This is a genomic window from Rhodococcus koreensis, assembly GCF_017068375.1.
Classification (GTDB): Bacteria; Actinomycetota; Actinomycetes; order Mycobacteriales; family Mycobacteriaceae; genus Rhodococcus_F; species Rhodococcus_F koreensis.
The window spans coordinates 6,664,146-6,679,314 of record NZ_CP070609.1 but is presented as its reverse complement, the minus strand read 5'-3'; the positions used below and the strand labels follow the sequence as shown (position 1 = coordinate 6,679,314).

At 68.3% G+C, this 15,169-nt stretch carries 14 protein-coding genes and 1 pseudogene; 5 read left to right on the top strand and 10 right to left on the bottom strand.

Features of this window, described 5'->3' with window-relative positions; genetic code table 11:
• Window positions 1–3: 3 nt before the first annotated feature.
• The 3 genes from JWS14_RS30260 to JWS14_RS30250 are packed head-to-tail and all read right to left on the bottom strand — an operon-like array spanning window position 4 to window position 1,542.
• The gene (locus JWS14_RS30260) at window positions 4–513 is read right to left on the bottom strand and encodes a DnaJ family domain-containing protein (protein WP_095861283.1); all 510 of its coding nucleotides are present in this window, start codon (window positions 511–513) and stop codon (window positions 4–6) included.
• Between the two features lie 16 nt (window positions 514–529).
• Complete coding sequence (locus JWS14_RS30255) at window positions 530–1,174, bottom strand: SRPBCC family protein (protein WP_206015037.1); 645 nt, start codon at window positions 1,172–1,174, stop codon at window positions 530–532.
• On the bottom strand, window positions 1,171–1,542 hold the full coding sequence (locus JWS14_RS30250; protein ID WP_206016230.1) for an ArsR/SmtB family transcription factor: 372 nt from the start codon (window positions 1,540–1,542) through the stop codon (window positions 1,171–1,173). The genes JWS14_RS30255 and JWS14_RS30250 overlap by 4 nt, the downstream gene beginning before the upstream one ends.
• 573 nt (window positions 1,543–2,115) lie before the next feature.
• On the opposite strand from JWS14_RS30250, the gene JWS14_RS30245 reads away from it, so the two are divergent.
• The 3 genes and pseudogenes from JWS14_RS30245 to JWS14_RS30235 all read left to right on the top strand — a co-directional run bounded on the left by JWS14_RS30245 (window position 2,116) and on the right by JWS14_RS30235 (window position 4,402).
• Window positions 2,116–2,571, top strand: coding sequence for an SRPBCC family protein (locus JWS14_RS30245; protein WP_206015036.1), 456 nt, complete (start codon window positions 2,116–2,118; stop codon window positions 2,569–2,571).
• A gap of 95 nt (window positions 2,572–2,666) precedes the next feature.
• Window positions 2,667–3,107, top strand: coding sequence for a MarR family winged helix-turn-helix transcriptional regulator (locus JWS14_RS30240; RefSeq protein WP_072937382.1), 441 nt, complete (start codon window positions 2,667–2,669; stop codon window positions 3,105–3,107).
• Between the two features lie 32 nt (window positions 3,108–3,139).
• Window positions 3,140–4,402 (top strand): annotated as a pseudogene (locus tag JWS14_RS30235) (MFS transporter).
• Between the two features lie 54 nt (window positions 4,403–4,456).
• On the opposite strand, the gene pyrE reads toward JWS14_RS30235, so the two are convergent.
• From pyrE to JWS14_RS30205, 6 genes are all read right to left on the bottom strand, one after another.
• Window positions 4,457–4,987: an orotate phosphoribosyltransferase gene (pyrE, locus tag JWS14_RS30230; protein WP_072937384.1), complete on the bottom strand. Its 531-nt coding sequence runs from the start codon at window positions 4,985–4,987 to the stop codon at window positions 4,457–4,459.
• 20 nt (window positions 4,988–5,007) lie between these two features.
• Complete coding sequence (locus tag JWS14_RS30225) at window positions 5,008–5,802, bottom strand: SDR family NAD(P)-dependent oxidoreductase (RefSeq protein ID WP_072937385.1); 795 nt, start codon at window positions 5,800–5,802, stop codon at window positions 5,008–5,010.
• Between the two features lie 67 nt (window positions 5,803–5,869).
• Window positions 5,870–6,742 carry a type III secretion system chaperone family protein gene (locus JWS14_RS30220; RefSeq protein WP_241031697.1) on the bottom strand — a complete coding sequence of 291 codons (873 nt, stop codon included), beginning with the start codon at window positions 6,740–6,742 and terminating at the stop codon, window positions 5,870–5,872.
• Between the two features lie 121 nt (window positions 6,743–6,863).
• Window positions 6,864–7,835: a hypothetical protein gene (locus JWS14_RS30215; RefSeq protein ID WP_095861287.1), complete on the bottom strand. Its 972-nt coding sequence runs from the start codon at window positions 7,833–7,835 to the stop codon at window positions 6,864–6,866.
• A 144-nt stretch (window positions 7,836–7,979) separates the two neighbouring features.
• Window positions 7,980–10,532 (bottom strand): ATP-dependent chaperone ClpB, encoded by a 2,553-nt coding sequence (clpB, locus tag JWS14_RS30210; RefSeq protein WP_072937388.1) that lies wholly within the window; start codon window positions 10,530–10,532, stop codon window positions 7,980–7,982.
• 168 nt (window positions 10,533–10,700) lie between these two features.
• Complete coding sequence (locus tag JWS14_RS30205; RefSeq protein ID WP_174705444.1) at window positions 10,701–11,783, bottom strand: alpha/beta hydrolase; 1,083 nt, start codon at window positions 11,781–11,783, stop codon at window positions 10,701–10,703.
• Between the two features lie 149 nt (window positions 11,784–11,932).
• Between JWS14_RS30205 and JWS14_RS30200 the strand changes: the two genes are divergently transcribed.
• Window positions 11,933–13,153, top strand: a complete 1,221-nt coding sequence (locus tag JWS14_RS30200; RefSeq protein ID WP_095861288.1) for a globin domain-containing protein — start codon at window positions 11,933–11,935, stop codon at window positions 13,151–13,153.
• 60 nt (window positions 13,154–13,213) lie between these two features.
• Complete coding sequence (locus tag JWS14_RS30195; RefSeq protein ID WP_206015034.1) at window positions 13,214–13,966, top strand: FAD-binding oxidoreductase; 753 nt, start codon at window positions 13,214–13,216, stop codon at window positions 13,964–13,966.
• A gap of 9 nt (window positions 13,967–13,975) precedes the next feature.
• On the opposite strand, the gene JWS14_RS30190 is transcribed toward JWS14_RS30195, so the two are convergent.
• Complete coding sequence (locus tag JWS14_RS30190) at window positions 13,976–15,142, bottom strand: FAD-binding oxidoreductase (RefSeq protein ID WP_095861289.1); 1,167 nt, start codon at window positions 15,140–15,142, stop codon at window positions 13,976–13,978.
• Window positions 15,143–15,169: the final 27 nt, after the last annotated feature.

Here is a 15,169-nt window from a genome sequence, read left to right as displayed (position 1 = left end):
CGGTCACCGTCCCCGCCGCCACCACCGTCTACCGGCTCGGGGCGGGTCCGGTGCCGGTTCCGGTTGCGATTGCGGGTGCGCTGCCGTTTGCGGCTTCCGCACGTACTGCTTCTGCTGCCGCCACGTCGCGACGACCTCGTCCGCGTCGACCGGGCTCACCGGGATCCGCGGGCCGGACGGCGCCCGCAACCACTCGACGATCTGCAGGTTGAGCTGCGCCACCACGTCCCGCACCGCCTGCTCGGACGGCATTCCCCGGATCGTGTCGGGCAACCGCTCGATCTCCTTGCGCAACTGCAGCGGCGTGGGGAGCAACGAGTCGGTGGGCAGATTCTCGCGCCGGAGGTAGTTCTTCACCCACCACAGTTCGTCGTCGACATCGCCCGCCGGAATCGGCTTGCCCGCGCCGGGGAGATCATCGAAGTCGCCGCGCTCCTGAGCGAGCCGGATCTGCTTGTCGATCCAGCTCTCGAAGCTCACCCCGGGAGGTTTGCGCTCGGTCACGCACGCCATTCTTCCAGGACCCGGTTCAGCCCGCCTCGGACTCGACTCCCGTGTAGAACGCGGTCGTGCGATCGCCCGCCGCGGTCGCCGCGACTTCCGGAGTCCCGAACGCGATGCTCGCGTCCCGCCACTTCGCGCTGCTCGCCGTGACGAACTCCTTGCCCTCGTCGCTAGCCGACCAGGCCTCGCTCTCCTTCGGGTCCATCGACTCCCCAGACCCCAGGTACAGGAACAGGCCCAGTACCCCGAGTTCCCACCCGACACCGGTCGCCCCGGGCCCGTAGTCGTCCCAGAACTTGTCGTCGACGTGCGCCGTGTGCCGAAGCTCGAAGCGGGTGCCCCCGCCCGGGTCCGCGGTGACGGACACGTCGATCCAGCTGACGTCGCCGCCGTACTCCCAGGTCGCGGTGAATCCGTTCGGCGGATCACACGTGAGGATCTCGCCGCCGGCGTTCCCTTCGAGCTGGTAGCGACCGTGCAGCCGCAGGTCGCCCGTCACCGGCATGAACCACCGCGGGATTCGCACGGCGTCGGTGCAGGCCTCCCACACCTCCTCCACGGTGGCGTCGTAGGTGCGGCCGATGGTCACGATGCGGGCCTCGCCCGCCTCGAGCGTCCGACTGCCCACCGAGCGGCGCACCGCGTTGATCTGTTCCGTCACATCGATCATCGATCGCTCCCTTGCTTCGGGTCTTTGCCGTCCTCGCCGGACAGTCGCTGCTCGCGTCGCCCGCGCGCGATCTCCGTGGACAGTGCGTCGAGCCGCGGCGTCCAGAACCGCCGGAACTGGCCGAGCCACATGTCGATGTCGCGGAGCGGTTCGGTCTGCACCGCATACAGCCTTCGCGGACCGTCGCTCCGGACGGTGGCGAAACCGTTCTCCCGCAATACCTTCAGATGCTGAGACACCGCGGGTTGCGAGATTCCGAACTCGGCACGGATGACGTCGCTGACCGCACCGGACGTCTTCTCGTCGTCCGCGATCAGCTCGAGGATCCGGCGACGGACCGGATCGCCGAGTACGTCGAAGGCGTGCATGCCGATCATATTTCAGCCTTCGCTTATATAAGTCAAGACGCAAATGACCGGCGATCACTTGCCAAGGCGCCTCGCTCCTTTTACTGTGACACGACGTCTCAGTTAAATGGACTGACGGCGCAGGTTCCGTATCCGCCCCAGGGAAGCGACCATGACAGCGACCACCCCCGAGCACGCCGCAGCACCCGAGAGCAGCGGCGACGAGCGGCACCTGCGCGTCGTCGTGGTCGGGGCCGGACTGTCCGGGATCGCCGCCGCCCGAGCTCGACTAGCTCGACTACGTGATCGACGGGATCATCAAGGCGGAGCGGCAGGGCATCGAGGTGCCCGAGGTGCGCGATCAGCCGTTCCGCCGGTTCAACGACGCGGTGCAGAAGGGCCTGGAGCGGACCGTGTTCAACAACGGCGGGTGCAGCAGCTACTACCTCGACGCCGACGGCAGGAACTTCGCCGCGTGGCCGTGGTCCACCGGGTCCCTGCGCCGTCGCCTCGCCCGTTCGACCGCGAGAACTACGCCGTCCGGCCGTACCGGACACAGCCGTCCCCCTCCCCTCACCCGTCAGGAAAGTCACGATGATCGAGATCCATCACACTGCCGTCGCCGGCGCACCGGTCGCGGGCGCGTTCGACTACGTCGACGACTATCGCCATGTCCCGTCCTGGATGTTCGGGATCACGAAGTTCGACCCGATCGGCGAACAGGATCGGGGGCTCGGCGCCGTCTACGACGCCGCGATGAAGATCGGCCCCAAGACCCTCGGTTCCGTCGTGAAGGTCACCGGGTGGGAACACAATTCGCTGATCGAGCTCGAATCGATCGACGGCCTGTACACCCACTCGCGGTGGCAGTTCGACGCCGTCGCCGAGACCGAGACCCGCCTGACGGTCGATTTCCACTACGACCTGCCCGGCGGGCTCGCGGGCAAGGCGCTCGGCAGGATCATCGAGCCCTTCGTTGCGCAGGCGATCCGCCACACCGACGCCACGCTGCGGCGTCAAGTGGAGGAAGTCGCGCGCCGGTCGGCCTGACCCCCGGTCCACGCGCCGGCCGTTCACCGTCGCGTGACGGGTGGAACAGCTGGCGCCCGTATACATAGTTAGTTAGCCTATGTAATATGTTTTCCATGGACGACGACACGCGGCTGCAGAGTCTGCTCGTCGACCTGGTCACGAATTCTCACCGATTCACCAGGCTCGCGAGCTCCTTCGGATCCGAGGACCATCCCCGGCCGTGGACCCGTGCCCTCGCCCTGCTCGACGACCACGGCGAGCTCCGCATCAGCGAGTTCGCCCGCATCGACCGCTGCTCGCAACCGTCCGCGACCGCCCTGCTGCAGAAGCTCGCCGATCGCGGATACGTGGCCCGCCGGCCCGATCCGGACGACGCCCGGGCAGTCCGGGTGTCCATCACAGATCCCGGACGCGACTGGCTGACCGTGGCCCGCAACGAGATCGCGGGCGCCCTCGCCCCGCACTTCGCGGACCTCGAACCCGAGCAGCTCGAACGACTGACGCAGGGCCTGTCGGAACTGCGTTCGATCGTCAAGTCGTCGGCCCGCGCCTGACGACCCATCCATCCCGAAACACATCGAAGGAGGTGGCCGTGAGCACCACGACCGCAACCGTCACGAACAGCAGCGAGGCGCCACCGAGCCTCCTCCACCAGCCGAAGTCGGTGTGGGCCGTCGCCTTCGCCAGCGTCATCGCGTTCATGGGCATCGGGCTCGTCGACCCCATCCTCAAGCCGATCGGCGAACAGCTGGACGCGACCCCGTCCTAGGTGTCGCTGCTGTTCACCAGCTACATGCTGGTCACCGGTGTCGCGATGCTCATCACCGGTGTGGTGTCGAGCCGGATCGGCGCCAAGAAGACCCTCCTGACCGGTCTCGCCGTCATCGTCGTGTTCGCGGCGCTGGCCGGAAGCTCCGGCACCATCGCCCAGATCGTCGGCTTCCGCGCCGGCTGGGGACTGGGCAATGCCCTCTTCATCGCGACCGCACTCGCCGCCATCGTCGGCGCGGCCAGCGGCGGCGTCGCGCGGGCCATCATCCTCTACGAGGCCGCGCTGGGCATCGGCATCGCCGTCGGCCCGCTGGTCGGCGGTGTCCTCGGCAACATCAGCTGGCGCGCACCGTTCTTCGGCGTCGCAGCCCTGATGGCCGTCGCATTCATCCTGATCGTCGTGATGCTGCCGTCCGCCCCCAAGCCGGAGCACCGCACGTCGATCGCCGCGCCGTTCCTCGCCCTGCGCCACCGCGGCCTGCTCACCGTCGCGATCACCGCACTGCTCTACAACTACGGCTTCTTCACACTGCTCGCGTACACGCCGTTCCCGCTGGACATGGGAACGTACTCGATCGGATTCATCTTCTTCGGATGGGGCCTCGCACTGGCGGTCGCGTCGGTGTTCCTCGCCCCGCGCCTGCAGCGGCGCTTCGGCACACTGCCGATGATGATGGTGGCCCTCGCGCTGTTCGCCCTCGACCTCGCCATGATGGCCGCGTTCACCGAGAACAAGACCGTGCTCATCGTCGGCGTCGTCCTCGCCGGGCTGTTCCTCGGTGTCAACAACACCCTCATCACCGAGACCGTGATGATCTCCGCGCCCGTCGAGCGGTCGACGGCGTCCGCGGCCTACAGCTTCGTCCGCTTCGTCGGCGGGGCCGCGGCACCGTGGGTCGCCGGCAAGCTCGGTGAGAGCAATATCCACCTGCCGTTCTGGGTCGGCGCGGTGTGCACCGCTGCCGCGATCCTCGTCCTCGCGACCGGCCGCAAGGTCCTCGCCCACGTCGACGAGCACGATCCCGAACCGCACAGCGTCGACGAGGCACTGGCCGTCACGGCCGGCGACGCCGACTGACTCCCTGACGTGAGTGGCGAAGTGTGCCCCGGCACGCTTCGCCACTCACGTGTGTCAGAGGTTCAGGTCGGGAAGACCGAGGAGCGAACGGTACTCGAGACCCTCGGCCGCGATCACCTCGCCGGCCCCGGTCGCCCGGTCGACGACGGTCGCGACACCCACGACGATCGCCCCGACGTCGCGCAGCGCCTTCACCGCGGTGAGCGGCGAGTTGCCCGTCGTGGTGGTGTCCTCGACGACGAGGACGCGCTTGCCGACGACGTCCGGTCCCTCGATCTGCCGCTGCATCCCGTGCGCCTTCGCGGCCTTGCGCACCACGAACGAATCGATCGGCCTGCCCGGGGCGTGCATCACGGCCATCGCCACCGGGTCGGCGCCCATCGTCAGCCCGCCGACGGCGTCGAAATCCCAGTCCGCCACCAGTTCACGCAGCAACTTCCCGATCAGCGGGCCCGCCTCGTGATGCAGCGTGGCGCGGCGAAGGTCCACGTAGTAGTCGGCTTCCTTGCCCGAAGACAACGTCACCTTGCCGTGCACAACAGCCAGCTCGCGCACCAACGCGGCCAGATCCTCACGATCACTCATGCCAGAAACCCTACCCACCTCTACGTGCGGGCTCGCCCCCGGCCGAACACGTTGGTCAGCCGCCGGACCAGACTCTTCGGGACGAGACGTCCGGCGGTCGTCAGCACCTTGTACTGGAGGCCGGGAATGCTCACGACCTTGCCGGCCTCCAGATCCGCCAGCGACGCGGCGACGACCTGGTCGACACTCAGCCACATCGCATTCGGAATCGAACTCATCTCGATGCCCGCGCGCTCGTGGAACTCGGTGCGGATGAATCCCGGGCACAGCGCCTGGATCCGCACACCCGTGCCGCCCAGCCCGTTCGCCAATCCCTCGGAGAACGAGATCACGTACGCCTTGCTCGCCGAATAGGTCGACCCCCGTCCGGACAGCAGTCCCGCGACGCTCGCCACGTTGATGACGGTGCCGTTCGCCGCCGCGATCATGCCGGGCAACGCCGCGCGGGTCAGCTGCATGACGGCGGTGACGTTCACGTCCAACTGAGACTGCAACAGCTCCGGCGTCGCGGTCCAGAATTCGCCCGACGTGCCGAATCCGGCGTTGTTGACCAGTACTTCGACACCCTTCCCGAGGCGTTGCGCCACCTCCTCGCGCCCGGACACCGTCGCCAGATCGGCCTGCAGGATCTCGGACTCGGTGTCGAACAGCGCCTTCATCTCGTCGGCGAGGGCGTGCAGGCGGGTGTCGTCACGGGCGACGAGCACGAGGTCGTAACCGAGGGACGCGAACTTCCTCGCGAAACCGGCACCGAGCCCCGACGTCGGGCCGGTGACGAGGGCAACGGGTCGGGCTGAGCTGGGGGGCGTCGACATACCGGTGACGGTAGCAAGGCGCTGCGCGCCTGTGCGCGGTTAACGAGTCCGAAGACTCGCTACGCACTCACGAGCGCGGAGCGCCCGGCGGAGGTGCGGGACGTGGCGGTGTGGCCGGGCGCGCTTCCGGGGTCGGACGTCCCTGGGATGCGGGACGCTCCTGGGATGCGGGACGCTCCTGGGATGCGGGACGTCCCTGCTGCGTGGGACGCCCCTGCTGCGTGGGACGCCCCTGCGGTGCGGGGCGTTTCTCCGGTGCCGGGCGCGCTTCGACGGGGGCGCCGTCACGCAGTCGCGGCCTGCTGGGGTCGTGATGGCCACGGTCGAGTCCGCTCGGCTCGGTGACCGGCGGCAGGACGTGCAGGATGCCGGACAGCCGGGCGACGGCCTCGATGGCCGAATCCCATTCCCGCCCGCTGCTGCCGATGGGCAGCGAACCGAGGGTCCACTCCCCCTCGCTCCACAGCATGTTCACGTGCGGCGGCACCGACTCGGTGAACGCCACCATCCGCTGATCGCAGACCCTGCGGGCGATCTCGAGGTCGGTGGCGAACACGACGCGCGGTCCGATGGCGCCGAGGAGGTCGAGGTCCGAATCCTTCGGCGGCGGGGTCGACTTGAGGCGGAGGTCGATGTCGACGTCCGAACCCACCCTGCGGCGCACCGCGACGATGGTCGCGGTCTCCTCGAGGTCGAACAGGATGAACGACTCACCGCGGCGTTCGCCCTTCACCACGTCGATGGCGCTGAGGTACTCCTGCTTGGCCAGCGCGGCCCGATGGAACTGGGCGGGCAGCCGCTCTTCGACGTTGTCGTACGTGTAGCCCTGGGCCTTGGCCCAGATCTGTCGCACACGACCCGTCTGATCACGACGCGAGCGATCGAAATAGAGCAACGCGCACGCGCCTGCGAGTGCGATCAACGCCAGTAAGAACCACATTCCGGTCATCGTTGATCAGCCTAGCGAGTCGAGGGCGTAACGAGGGTAAGCGGTACCGGGACACCCCGTGTCAGTTTTGCCCGAACCGGCCCGACGGCCGTGTCCGCCGACACGGGTGAACTCAGTTGCCACCGAGCTTGGGCAGCTCGGTGCTGATGATCGTCTCGGCCATCATCGTGCCGTTCTCGACTTTCGTCCCCTGCACCATGACGGTGAATCCGGGTTTCAGATCGGCGACCGTGGTGCCGTCGAGTGCGATCACGTTGGTCTGCGCGTTGGTCTGGACCGTCAGCTTCGAACCACCGAGGGCGTCGAGGATGAGCGTGGAACCGTCGTTGGTGCTGATCGTTCCGAACGCGGCACCCGCGGCCCCGATGGCCTCGCCGATTCCGCCGGGAAGTTGATCGAGCGGCGACTCGGTAGTGGTCGACGGCGGCGCGGTCGTCTTCGGCGGCGCGGTGGTGGCCGGCGGGCGGGACGTGGTGGGACCCGCCGCGGTGGTGCTCGACGAGTTGTTCGGCGCAGTCGTGAAGAGGGCGACGCCGAAGCCGATGACCGCGATCAGCAGCAACGCGGCGGCCGCGGCCGCGATCCATGTGCCAATCCTGCGAGGCTTCTTCTCCTCGGTGGCCTCCGCGACCGGCGCCTGATACTGCGATCCCGGGTACTGGCCCGGCGGGTACTGCGGTCCCGGGTACTGGGCGTTCGGATACTGCCCCGCCGGATACCCGCCCTGGTACTGCTGGGCCTCGTACGGCGGATACGCCTGTGTGGCGTTCGGCGGTGGAGCCTGCTGGTCGAACCGCGGGTCGTAGGTCGGGTACGCCTGCGTCGGATTGGGCTGGTTCTGCCCGTACGCCGCGGTCGGGTCGGACGTGTAGAACTGCTCGGTCGGCCCGCCGGCGGACCCCGGGTACTCGGTGCGGTGGCCCTGGTCCGACGAGCCGAGGTGCTCGGTCGGCTGGTCCTGCCGCGACCACGCCTGCGTCGGGTCCTCGTCACGAGCCCGCGACGCGGAATCGTCGGTCGTCCACGACTCCGTGCCGTCGTACGCGCGTTCCTGCGGGGTGCGCGGATCGTCGGGGTTCGTCATGATCGGCCCCTCCCTCGGGTTCGTCTGGCCGGTGTCCTGCGGTTACGGACGGTCCAGGGTAACGGCGAAACTTAAGACGGCCCTGTGAAAACACAGGTGAGTGGCACGGCGTGCGGGAGCACACCGTGCCACTCACGTGGGGGATCAGCCGAGGACGAGCGCGTCCCCGGTCTCGGACACCTTCACGGGGACGGTGTCCCCGTCCTTGACGTCGCCTGCGAGCAGCAGCTTCGCGAGCTGGTCGCCGATCGCCTGCTGGATCAGCCGGCGCAGCGGCCTGGCCCCGTACATAGGGTCGTAGCCGCGGACGGCCAGCCAGAAGCGGGCCGAGTCGGACACGTCCAGCGTCAGCCGCCGCGCCGCGAGCCGGCGGGACAGCTGGTCGAGCTGGATGTCGACGATCGACTCGAGCTGCTCCTCGGTGAGCGGTTCGAAGATCACGACGTCGTCGAGCCGGTTGATGAACTCCGGCTTGAACGCGTGCCGCACCGCATCCATCACCTGCTCCCGCGATCCGCCCGCACCGAGGTTGGACGTGAGGATCAGGATGGTGTTGCGGAAGTCGACCGTCCGCCCCTGACCGTCCGTCAGCCGGCCTTCGTCGAGGACGGCGAGCAGGATGTCGAAGACGTCGGGGTGCGCCTTCTCCACCTCGTCGAACAGCACCACCGTGTACGGACGCCGTCGCACGGCCTCGGTGAGCTGCCCGCCCGCCTCGTACCCGACGTAGCCGGGCGGCGCGCCGACGAGCCGGGCCACCGAATGCTTCTCGCTGTACTCGGACATGTCGATGCGGACCATGGCGCGCTCGTCGTCGAACAGGAAATCCGCGAGGGACTTCGCGAGCTCCGTCTTACCGACGCCGGTGGGTCCGAGGAACAGGAACGATCCGGTGGGCCGGTTGGGGTCCGCGACTCCGGCGCGGGCGCGGCGGACCGCGTCCGACACGGCGACGACAGCCTCTTCCTGTCCGACGACCCGCTTGCCGAGTTCGGATTCCATCCGCAGCAGCTTGGCGGTCTCGCCCTCCATCATGCGGCCGGCGGGGATGCCGGTCCATGCCGCGACCACGTCGGCGACGTCGTCGGGACCCACTTCCTCCTTGAGCATGACGTCGCCGTCGGCGGCGGCACCGGACTCGCGAGCGGCCTGCTCGAGTTCCTTCTCGAGCTGCGGGATCCGCCCGTAGCGCAGTTCCGCGGCCCGGCCGAGGTCGCCGTCGCGTTCGGCGCGTTCCTCCTCACCGCGCAGCGTCTCGAGCTGCACCTTGACTCCGCGCACGGAGTCGATGGCCTGCTTCTCGTTCTGCCAGCGGGTGGTCAGCTGATTGAGCTTCTCCCGTTCGTCGGCGAGTTCCTGACGGAGCTTCTCGAGCCGGTCCTTCGACGCCGCGTCGGATTCCTTCTGCAGCGCCATCTCCTCGATCTCGAGGCGGCGGACGATGCGTTCGACGGTGTCGATCTCCTCGGGTCGCGAGTCGATCTCCATCCGCAGCCGGGACGCGGCCTCGTCCACGAGGTCGATCGCCTTGTCCGGCAGGAACCGGGACGTGATGTAGCGGTCGCTGAGCGTGGCGGCCGCGACGAGCGCGGAGTCGGTGATGCGCACACCGTGGTGCACCTCGTACCGCTCCTTGAGTCCGCGCAGGATGCCGACGGTGTCCTCGACGGACGGTTCGCCCACCAGCACCTGCTGGAAGCGGCGTTCGAGGGCGGCGTCCTTCTCGATGTATTTGCGGTACTCCTCGAGGGTGGTCGCGCCGACGAGCCGCAGCTCACCGCGGGCGAGCATCGGCTTGATCATGTTGCCGGCGTCCATCGCCGACTCACCGGTGGCACCCGCACCGACGATCGTGTGGAGTTCGTCGATGAACGTGATGACCTGACCGGCCGAGTTCTTGATGTCGTCGAGGACGGCCTTGAGCCGCTCCTCGAATTCGCCGCGGTACTTGGCTCCGGCGACCATCGATCCGAGGTCGAGGGAGATCACCGACTTGCCGCGCAGCGATTCGGGGACGTCGCCCTGCACGATGCGCTGGGCCAGCCCCTCGACGATGGCGGTCTTGCCGACGCCGGGCTCACCGATCAGCACCGGGTTGTTCTTGGTGCGGCGGCTGAGGACCTGCACGACGCGGCGGATCTCGTTGTCGCGACCGATCACCGGGTCCAGCTTGCCGTTGCGGGCGAGGGCCGTGAGGTCGGTGGAGTACTTCTCGAGCGCCTGGTACGTCCCCTCGGGGTCAGGGCTGGTGACGCGCGCGCTGCCGCGGACGGTGGTGAACGCGTCGCGCAGCGCCTCGGGGGTGGCGCCGTGCCGGCTGAGCAGCCCGGCCACGTCCGACTCACCCGATGCGAGTCCGACCATCAGGTGTTCCGTCGACACGTACTCGTCGTCGAGTTCGGTGGCGAGGCGCTGTGCTGCGGTGAGTGCGGCGAGGGCCTCGCGGCCGAGCTGCGGTGTGGTGGTGGCGCCCGTCGTCTTGGGCAGCCGGTCGACGAGATTCTGCGCTTCGCGGTGGACCGCGGCAGGGTCGACGCCGACGGCCTTGAGCAACGGGGCGGCGATGCCGTCGGTCTGGTCGAGCAGGGCCACGAGCAGATGCGCGGGCCTGATGTCGGGATTACCGGCCGACGACGCCGACTGGAGCGCAGCGGTCATCGCGGCCTGAGTCTTGGTGGTCGGATTGAACGAGTCCACTGGTCACCTCTTCTGGCGTTGTAGAGCGGTTCGCCGCCGGAGGCCGGGTGGCACGTGGCGACGCTGTCATCTTCTTAACGCGCGAAGAGTTGAGTCTGTTCCGCTCAACTTTGAATTTTTTCTGACTACCCCATCATCTCGCCCCGCGACGCTCCGCGGGGCGAGAAATCACGCCCCGATCGCGGCAGCCATCATCGGCCAGGACGCGGAGAGGTCGTCACGCCAGTACCCCCACGAGTGCGTGCCCACCGGCCGCAGGTCGACCGTCGCGGGAATGTCGAGGGCCCGGAGTTTCTCCGCGAGCCGCATCGTGCAGTCGTTGGTGACGGCCTCGATGACACCGCCGACCACGACCTGCGTCGCGAGGGCGCGGCGGTCGCCGCCGACGGTCCGGGCGTCGAGGGTGTCGTACGGTCCCGGCAGGCCGCTGCCGTTGGAGATGTAGAGGGTGGTCCCCCGGAGTTTCTCGGCGTTGACGTACGGATCGTTCGCGGCCCACAGCGGATCGTTGGGCGCACCCCACATGTTCTCCGGGTTGCCGCCGAAGTCCGCGACCGTGATCTCGACGAATCGGCGGGCCACCGGGTCGCTCGTCATCGCGCACCCGCTGTACGCCCCGACGCTCCGATACAGCCCGGGCTTGGAGATCGCGAGGTTGAGCACGCTGGTGGCCGACATGGACAACCCGGCGATCGCGTTCTTGCCGGTCGTGTCGAGCGCCGAGTCGACGATGGGCGGCAGTTCCTTCGTCAGGAACGTCTGCCACTTGTTCCGCCCGAGTTCGGGATCGTCGCGCTGCCAGTCGGCGTAGTAACTGGACTGCCCACCGAACGGAATCACCACGTTGACGTCCTTGTCGGAGAAGAACTTCTCGACGTCCGCCTTCTGCTCCCAGCCGAACTGTTCGGAGTTCCCCTCGACGCCGCCGAGCATGTAGACAGTGGGACGCTTCTCGGACGCAGCCCGGATGACCCGGACCGTGACGTCCTTGTCCATGGCGGTCGAGTGGACGGTGAAGTTCATCTGCGATTCGCCGACCGGGGCGACCTCGACCAACCGCGAACCGTCGGGCGCCTCGTCGGCCGTGATCGACTCGACCGTCGCCCTGGGTTCCGCGGAGGCGATCGTTCCCACGCTCGACGCCATCAGGGTGCCGACCGCCAGCACGACGGCACCCGTGCGACGGACCGAGGCAGAGCTGCGTTTCCCCTCGCGAAACCGACCCCGATCCCGCGCAACGCCAACTCTCATGGAGCCCCCCTCGGTAACCCGGTCCGATTCTCGATGCACATCGTGCCCTGCCGGTGGTCACGGCTCAATAGCGACCCGCCGAAATGCCGGGGTCGGCGGCCGAACCGGCCGGTGCCGTAACCCGGGGTCCCGTGCGGAGGACGGCTAGAATGCGGGTGTTCGAATCAGCAGGCACGGAGGCAGGGGACGGCTTGACACGAGATTGCCTCGACCCGCTCGTGATTTCGCGTCTGCGCGCCAGCTTTTCGTCGATCGTGTCCACCGAACACGGTCACCACCGGCTCACCACGACGTTCTACGCCACCCTGTTCGCCGAACACCCCGAATTCCGCGCGCTCTTCCCGGCTGCGCTGGATCAGCAGAGTCATCGCCTGTTCCAGGCGCTGCAGTTCGTCATCGACAACCTCGAGGACGTAGACCGGGTCCTCGGTTTCCTCGGCCAGCTCGGCCGCGACCACCGCAAGTACGGCGTCGAGGGCAGGCACTACTTCGCGTCGGGCCATGCGCTGCTGGTCGCCGTGCAGAGCTCCTTCACCCAGGCCATCTGGACGCCGTCGCTGACCGCGGCCTGGACGGAACTGCTCGACCTCCTCCTGAACACGATGGCCGACGCCGCGGACAACGACGACCTGCCCGCCGCCTGGGGCGCCACCGTCGTCGATCACGAGCGCCGCCTCGACGACCTCGCGATCGTCCGTCTCGAGACCGACTCCCCCATCCCCTACGGGGCGGGCCAGTACCTCAGCGTCCAGATCCCGCAGCGGCCCCGGATGTGGCGGTACCTGTCGGCGGCCATCCCCGCCAACCCGTACGGACAGCTCGAATTCCACGTCCGCCGCGTGTCGGGCGGATGGGTCAGTCCGGCCATCGTGAACGAGACGCAGGTCGGCGACCGCTGGCTGCTCAGCTCGCCGCTCGGCGGGCTGGAGGTGGACCGCGAGAGCGGGCAGGACGTCCTGATGATCGGTTCGGGGACGGGCATCGCACCGCTGCGCGCCCAGGTGATGGAAATGGCGATGCGGTCGAACAACCCGCGCGTCCACATGTTCGTGGGCGGCAAGTACCCGTGCGACCTGTACGACATCGAGACCCTGTGGCACCTGTCGCTGAGCAATCCGTGGCTGACTGTGGTTCCCGTCTCCGAGGAGGACGAGGACCCGTGGTGGCACACGACTCCCGCCCCCGAGGCGCCGCCGGGGTTGCATCAGCGACTCCAGGGCCAGCTGGGCCGGGTGGTCGCACGGTTCGGGTCGTGGGCGGACCGGCAGATCCAGATCTCCGGCTCGCCGGCGATGATCAAGACCACCGTGTACGCCCTGCAGGGCGGGGGCACCCCGCCCGAGCTGATCCGCCACGACCCCCTGATCTAGTCGCGCAGCCAGTCCCTGCCCATCCGCCATCCGGTTCGACCGTCGGGAGAGCATCACGCCATGCAAGCCACGCAGACCACCTGGACCAGCACCGTCGTCGAACATCACCGACTGCGGCACGACCTCGCCGTCGTCCGCCTCGTCGGTGACTACGTCCCGTTCGCGCCGGGACAGTACGTGGACGTGAGCGTGCCCCAGAACCCGCGGCTGCTGCGCAGGCTCTCCCCCGCCCTTCCGCCGTCGCTGGACGGCAAACTCGAGTTCCACGTCCGCACGGTGCCGGGCGGCTGGGTCAGCGGCGACATCGTCACGGGGACCTCGCCGGGCGACCAGTGGCAGATCCTCGAACCGAGCGGCACGATGTCCGTCGACGAGGACGGACCGGACGTCATCATGATCGCCGGCGGCACCGGCCTGGCACCGTTCCGGTCGATCCTGCTGGACCTGTCCCGCAGGCCGAATCCGCCGCGGGTGTTCCTGTTCACGGGCGATCGGACGCCGCGCGATCTCTACGCGTCCGACATGCTGTACCTGCTGCTGCAGAATCTGCCGTGGCTCACCGTCATTCCGGTGGTGGAGAACGTGGTCGATCCTGATTGGACCGACGAGTGGTACGAGCGCACCAGAGTTGATGTGGGGTTCACCGAGGACGACCTCATCGAGGGCTCGCTGCCCGACGTCGTCACGTCCTACGGCGCGTTCACCGAGCACCAGGTGCTGGTGTGCGGTTCGGCGGCGATGGTCCGCGCCACCCTCGACCGTCTCCGTGACACCGGGACACCCACCGAGAACATTCAGTTCGACCCCTACTGAGCGGGCCGATCAGTAGGACGGGTCGTGCCGGATGTTCTCCGGCGGCGTACCTGCCGCATGCAGCCGGAACTTGGTGGTGTTGATCATGGCCTCGGAGCCGACGAGCTGGATGTCGCGCTCGGCCCACGTCCCGAAATCGGCGACGACCTGCCCGACCTTGCCGGTCAGCCTGCGGTGCATGCCGGGTATGGCGACGCTGCTGGGGCCCGTGTACCACCACGGGTCCTGGTCCTCCTCGGTGACCGGGACGACGGTCAGCCACGGATTCTGCTCCGCGAGCGCCCACAGGGTGCCCAGGTCGTAGAGGTCGCAGGGGTACCGGCCGGCGAAGAAGAGGTGGACGCGCCGGTCCTGGCCGCGCTGCGACATCTGGAGGATCTGTGCGCGCAGCGGGGCGATGCCGGTCCCCGATCCGATCATCAGGATGTCGCGACCGTTGTCGTAGCGGATTCCGAGGTCGCCGAGCGGGGACCCGACCACCCACCGCTCGCCCACGAGTGTCTGAGTGACGACGGCGGGGCTCACCCAGCCGCCCGACACGCGGCGGACGTGGAACTCGATGACGCCCTGGTCGTTGGCGGGGTTCGCCGGCGACAGGTACCGCCACATCCGGGGACGGGACGGCACCTGCACACTCACGAACTGGCCTGCGGTGTAGGTCATCGGCTCGTCGAGTTGCAGTCGGATAATCGAGACGTCCTTGCGGACCTGCAGGTGCTCGATGACGGTCGCGCCCCACGCCGGCGGGCCGCTCTCGGCGTTGGCCGCGTCCATCATGGTGGCGGCGACGACCGCGAGGACGTCGCGCCACGCCTGCTCGAGTTCGTCGGTCCACGGCTCGGTCGAGGGGAATTGCTCGACGGCGGCGATCAGGGAGTTGCCGACGGCAACGTAGTGCGCGTCCTCGATGCCGTACTTGCGGTGGTCCCGGCCGAGCTGGGCGAGATAGGCGAGGATCTGCCCGGAGTCCTCCTCGAGCCGCTCGATCACGTACTGGACGGCGGCGATCAGCCGGTCGCGTTGCTCGTCCATGGCGGCGGGGAAGAAGTCGCGGGCTTCGGGATACCGGGCGAACAGCAGGGCATAGAAGGACCGCGACAGAGTCTGGGGCCCGTCCGGCACTGCCGCGATAGCCTTGAAACTCGACCGGACCAGCGATATTGCCTGTAAATCCACCGCGCATCCCCGTCACCGACTGAACGC

Bases quoted from the DNA above. Each gene is read 5' to 3' on its own strand.
- JWS14_RS30260 (WP_095861283.1), bottom strand. From the start codon at position 513: ATGGCGTGCGTGACCGAGCGCAAACCTCCCGGGGTGAGCTTCGAGAGC.
- JWS14_RS30255 (WP_206015037.1), bottom strand. From the start codon at position 1,174: ATGATCGATGTGACGGAACAGATCAACGCGGTGCGCCGCTCGGTGGGC.
- JWS14_RS30250 (WP_206016230.1), bottom strand. From the start codon at position 1,542: ATGCACGCCTTCGACGTACTCGGCGATCCGGTCCGTCGCCGGATCCTC.
- JWS14_RS30245 (WP_206015036.1), top strand. From the start codon at position 2,116: ATGATCGAGATCCATCACACTGCCGTCGCCGGCGCACCGGTCGCGGGC.
- JWS14_RS30240 (WP_072937382.1), top strand. From the start codon at position 2,667: ATGGACGACGACACGCGGCTGCAGAGTCTGCTCGTCGACCTGGTCACG.
- pyrE (WP_072937384.1), bottom strand. From the start codon at position 4,987: ATGAGTGATCGTGAGGATCTGGCCGCGTTGGTGCGCGAGCTGGCTGTT.
- JWS14_RS30225 (WP_072937385.1), bottom strand. From the start codon at position 5,802: ATGTCGACGCCCCCCAGCTCAGCCCGACCCGTTGCCCTCGTCACCGGC.
- JWS14_RS30220 (WP_241031697.1), bottom strand. From the start codon at position 6,742: ATGTGGTTCTTACTGGCGTTGATCGCACTCGCAGGCGCGTGCGCGTTG.
- JWS14_RS30215 (WP_095861287.1), bottom strand. From the start codon at position 7,835: ATGACGAACCCCGACGATCCGCGCACCCCGCAGGAACGCGCGTACGAC.
- JWS14_RS30205 (WP_174705444.1), bottom strand. From the start codon at position 11,783: ATGAGAGTTGGCGTTGCGCGGGATCGGGGTCGGTTTCGCGAGGGGAAA.
- JWS14_RS30200 (WP_095861288.1), top strand. From the start codon at position 11,933: ATGCGGGTGTTCGAATCAGCAGGCACGGAGGCAGGGGACGGCTTGACA.
- JWS14_RS30195 (WP_206015034.1), top strand. From the start codon at position 13,214: ATGCAAGCCACGCAGACCACCTGGACCAGCACCGTCGTCGAACATCAC.